6 protein-coding genes and 1 pseudogene are annotated in these 3,450 nt (G+C 65.8%); 5 read left to right on the top strand and 2 right to left on the bottom strand.

The annotated features are described in order from the left end of the window. The 3 genes and pseudogenes from U9977_RS14110 to U9977_RS14100 all read left to right on the top strand — a co-directional run. Positions 1-273: pseudogene (locus tag U9977_RS14110) on the top strand (DUF3322 domain-containing protein); the annotation flags it as partial. Between the two features lie 532 nt (positions 274-805). Further along, complete coding sequence (locus tag U9977_RS14105) at positions 806-1,036, top strand: FitA-like ribbon-helix-helix domain-containing protein (RefSeq protein WP_322749705.1); 231 nt, start codon at positions 806-808, stop codon at positions 1,034-1,036. After that, on the top strand, positions 1,033-1,440 hold the full coding sequence (locus tag U9977_RS14100; protein WP_322749704.1) for a type II toxin-antitoxin system VapC family toxin: 408 nt from the start codon (positions 1,033-1,035) through the stop codon (positions 1,438-1,440). Before U9977_RS14105 ends, U9977_RS14100 begins: the two co-directional genes overlap by 4 nt. Before the next feature lie 94 nt (positions 1,441-1,534). Here U9977_RS14100 and U9977_RS14095 read toward each other — a convergent pair whose 3' ends face one another. Beyond that, positions 1,535-1,786, bottom strand: coding sequence for a hypothetical protein (locus tag U9977_RS14095; RefSeq protein WP_322749703.1), 252 nt, complete (start codon positions 1,784-1,786; stop codon positions 1,535-1,537). Between the two features lie 80 nt (positions 1,787-1,866). Between U9977_RS14095 and U9977_RS27015 the strand changes: the two genes are divergently transcribed. Both U9977_RS27015 and U9977_RS14090 read left to right on the top strand, forming a co-directional pair. Continuing rightward, entirely contained in the window at positions 1,867-2,412 is a 546-nt protein-coding gene (locus U9977_RS27015; RefSeq protein ID WP_416210608.1) for a pentapeptide repeat-containing protein, read from the top strand. A gap of 121 nt (positions 2,413-2,533) precedes the next feature. Beyond that, entirely contained in the window at positions 2,534-2,815 is a 282-nt protein-coding gene (locus U9977_RS14090) for a hypothetical protein (RefSeq protein WP_322749702.1), read from the top strand. Positions 2,816-2,872: 57 nt separating this feature from the next. Here the strand turns inward: U9977_RS14090 and U9977_RS14085 are convergent, their stop codons facing one another. Next, entirely contained in the window at positions 2,873-2,995 is a 123-nt protein-coding gene (locus tag U9977_RS14085; protein ID WP_322749701.1) for a hypothetical protein, read from the bottom strand. Between the last annotated feature and the right edge of the window lie 455 nt (positions 2,996-3,450).

Below are 3,450 nucleotides of genomic sequence, written 5' to 3'. Positions count from 1 at the left end.
GGAGCACCGAACAAGGCAGACCTCGAACAGCACTTCGCCGCCTACCAGGGCCAGGCACTCGACTGGCGGCAATGGCACACCCGCCACGCCGGACGCGGCGTCGACCTTGTCGACGCAACACGCCGGGTTCACAGCACTATTCAGGCCATCCCCACACACCTGCGGGTGCAGGACGTCGAGGCGGCTGCTGCGCTGTGCGGCCACGACTGGACCACACGCCTCGCGCGGGGCAGGAACCGCGCCGGCACCTCGTCGCCGAGCTCGCCGGTCTAAACACGCTGCCAGTCTCGCCGGCGCACCCGGCACGCGTCCACCTCACCTACCTCGACCTACACCACCGCGCGGCCGGTGGCCGGCACCATGACTGCATCAGCATCGGCGACCGCGTCCAGCTGGGGTACGAGCCGCAGGTGGTCGTCATCTCGGAGAACAAGGACACCGCCGTCGGTTTCCCACCGGTGCCCGGCGGAAAACCGCATCGTGACCGTAACCGCCGTCGAGCACCGGTCTGACGCGTGCCGCTCGCGCTGACCGTGAGACTCGACGCGTAACAAAGACCCTGCGATGAACCCATGGTCCTTTTCCAGGTCCTCGGCCGGCGGGGAAAGTAGCTACTGCTCAGAAGCGATGATCGGATGAGATGATGATGAGCCGTGCCGAGTAGCCGGAGCTCGCGCGGCCGTGAACCAGAAGATCGCGAGATGACGGTGCGCGAGATCTTGATCGAAGCGCCTGCCGGTACTGAAGGGCCGGAAGAACCTCGACCGAGCTGGCAGACTGCTGGCATTGCAGGTAAAATACAAGCATGACTGCGATCACGATCCGCGACGTCCCGGACCCGGCTCTGGAGGCGCTGAAGCTCAAGGCCGCGCAGTCGGGCCGCAGTCTGCAGGCCTACCTGCTCGACCTGGTCACCCGAGATGCCCGTACGCCGACCCTCGCGGAGATGATGGCCCGCCTCGACCGTGAAACGCACGCCGAGCTCGCTACCTCGGACATCCTGGCCGCGATCGACGAGGGCCGGGAACGCGGGTGAGCAGTCCGGCGGCCGTGATCGACTGCTCGGCGCTGATACGTACGTTGACCGATCACGGTCCGACCGGGCACGCGGTGCGCCACCGGCTCGCCAGCCTCGCGTCGCTCGTCGCGCCCGGATTGCTCGACTACGAGGTGGTCTCGGCCCTGTTCGGGATGGTCCGCGGTCGGAAGATCACCGCACGGGAGGCGGAGAAGGCCATCGGCGACTACCAGCTCCTACCGCTTGTGCGGCACGAAACGCTGATCCTGTGGGCACGCGTCCGCGACCTACACCACAACCTCAGCGCCTACGACGCCCAGTACGTCGCCCTCGCCGAGACCTTGGGATTGCCGCTGATCACCAGCGACGCCCGCATCGAACGCAGCGCCGTCACCACGTGCCCCGTCGAGGTCTTTGCATGACGCGGGAGCCAGGTCACAGCACCTGATAGGCGGATGGGTAGGCCCCGAACGTTTGGGTGATCAGGCGGCATCGCGCGGCCAGGGCATCCGGAGACTACTGCGCGTCGAGCAAATCTCGAACGGCTTCGCCGAGTACCGCAGCGCCGTACGACACAGCGGCACTCCAGTCGCTGGCCGCCGATTCACCGGCCGAGTCGGAAACCCACTTCAGTGCCCGCACCGGAGTGCCGAAAGCCTGGCATGCCATTGCGACCGCATAGCACTCCATGTCCACGATCGTCGCGTGTTTCCGCAGCGCCGCACGCCGTACCTCGTCCGCGATGAACGTGTCGCCGCTGGCGATCACTGATCCGTCCCCACCATCCAACGGGACCTGGTCCTGTACAGGAATACCAAGCGCCAGCAGCGATACAGCGCGCGGACAGGGTGGCGAGGTCCCCCGGTGGGGGCTCGCCGTATACGCGATGCACGGCTTTCAGAAGCTCGGCGTCGTCGGGCAGCACCTCCATCCGCCCCAGCCCTCGGATCATCACGAAGGTAGCTGACCAGCGGCCGATTCCAGGCAGTGAGAGCAGAAACCGCTCGACCTCCCTCACCGAAGCTGACCTTCACCACGCGAATCTCAGCAATGCGATCCTTGCCCACACACGCCTGCCGGGGGCGAACGTGAGTGAGGCGCACATGCAAGGATCGAACCTGCGTGGCACCGACCTGCGTGGCGCGAACCTCACTGAGGTTGCTGGGCTTTCCCAGGACCAGCTGAACCAGGCGTTCGGGGATCGCGAAACCCGCCTCCCGTCCTGGTGGAAATGGAACGTCACGCGGCCGGTCCTGTGCCGGGCCGCGCTGGGTGTCCATGCCTCGACCGCTCTTCGTCGCCGTTCGGAGGTCATGACCATAGTCTCGATCCGGTCCACAGCCAAGGGGCGGACGACGCGTTCGCGCGGATTGTCGGGAAGGCTGAGATCTTGACATCGTCGGCCGATTCGCCGTTCTCGAGGCTCGTGCGGTCCTGGTTTCCCTCAGGTTTCCTTCGGGGTGACGGCGACCTGAGGTACTTGGGTACCATGGTCCTGGGAAGATGAGGATGGCTATGACGACCGTCGGCGCCCGACGCCAAGCACCCTTGAAGATCGACCCCGCGACGGACGAGCTGATCTCGCAGGCCGCTCACTTCCTCGGCATATCCAAGAAGGACCTCGTGGCCGAGGCGGTCCGGGCATACCTCGAGCAGCGCCGTGCGGAGATCCGCCGCGGGATGGTCGAGTCGATGAAGGTGCTGGACGGCTCGCTCACCGCCAGCGTCGCAGCCCTGGCCGGCCTGTCGCCCGAGCGGATCGAGCAGCTTGGCGGCGCCGGCGACTGGGACGAGTGAGTTATGCCGGTCCGTCCCACCCTGCCGGCTCTGCTGTCGATGTTGCCGGCGTCGGGTTCACTCGGCAGCGTCCCTGGTCAGCAGCCGTGCGGCGACCGGGCGGACGATGATTTCAGGACCTTCAACCAAGATCGACTGGTTCTTATTCTGGCGCGTCAGGTCCACCACGTTACCGATCAAGCCTCTGACCTGCGTGAATGCGGTTTACGATCTATCGCTTAGAGTCTGTTTTGAATCTTCTGTCCGGGCGATCCACGCCCAGCCGGCCCCCGGCTGCGTTGTCGGCCAAACCGATACAACTCATCCGGTATCGTTCGCCCCCCACGACACCGCTCCGCGCTGCCCAGTGGGACCCTGCTCGCCTTCCGCCTTGCCGGGAACCAGCTGGACGCGACTCGCTGTCCGAACCCAAGATTCAAAACAGACTCTAACGAAAACACGACTGTCGTCCACGGCCAGACCGTGGTATCCGCGCGGACTGGGCAGGGTGTGACTCCAGACCTCGGCGCCCGAATGCTTGTCCCCCACCCAGACCGCCGGATCGGGCGAGGTCGGGCCCCGCCATGACAGCTCACGACGTCGCAACGTATATGCGCGGGCACTGTACACCGACCTTCGGTGACCGCCTGCTACTG

The sequence above is a fragment of the Protofrankia sp. Cas8 genome (assembly GCF_963555845.1).
In the GTDB taxonomy this organism is placed as follows: Bacteria; Actinomycetota; Actinomycetes; order Frankiales; family Frankiaceae; genus Protofrankia.
Note: the sequence above shows the minus strand (reverse complement) of the source record. Positions and strands in the feature narration are given on the sequence as shown.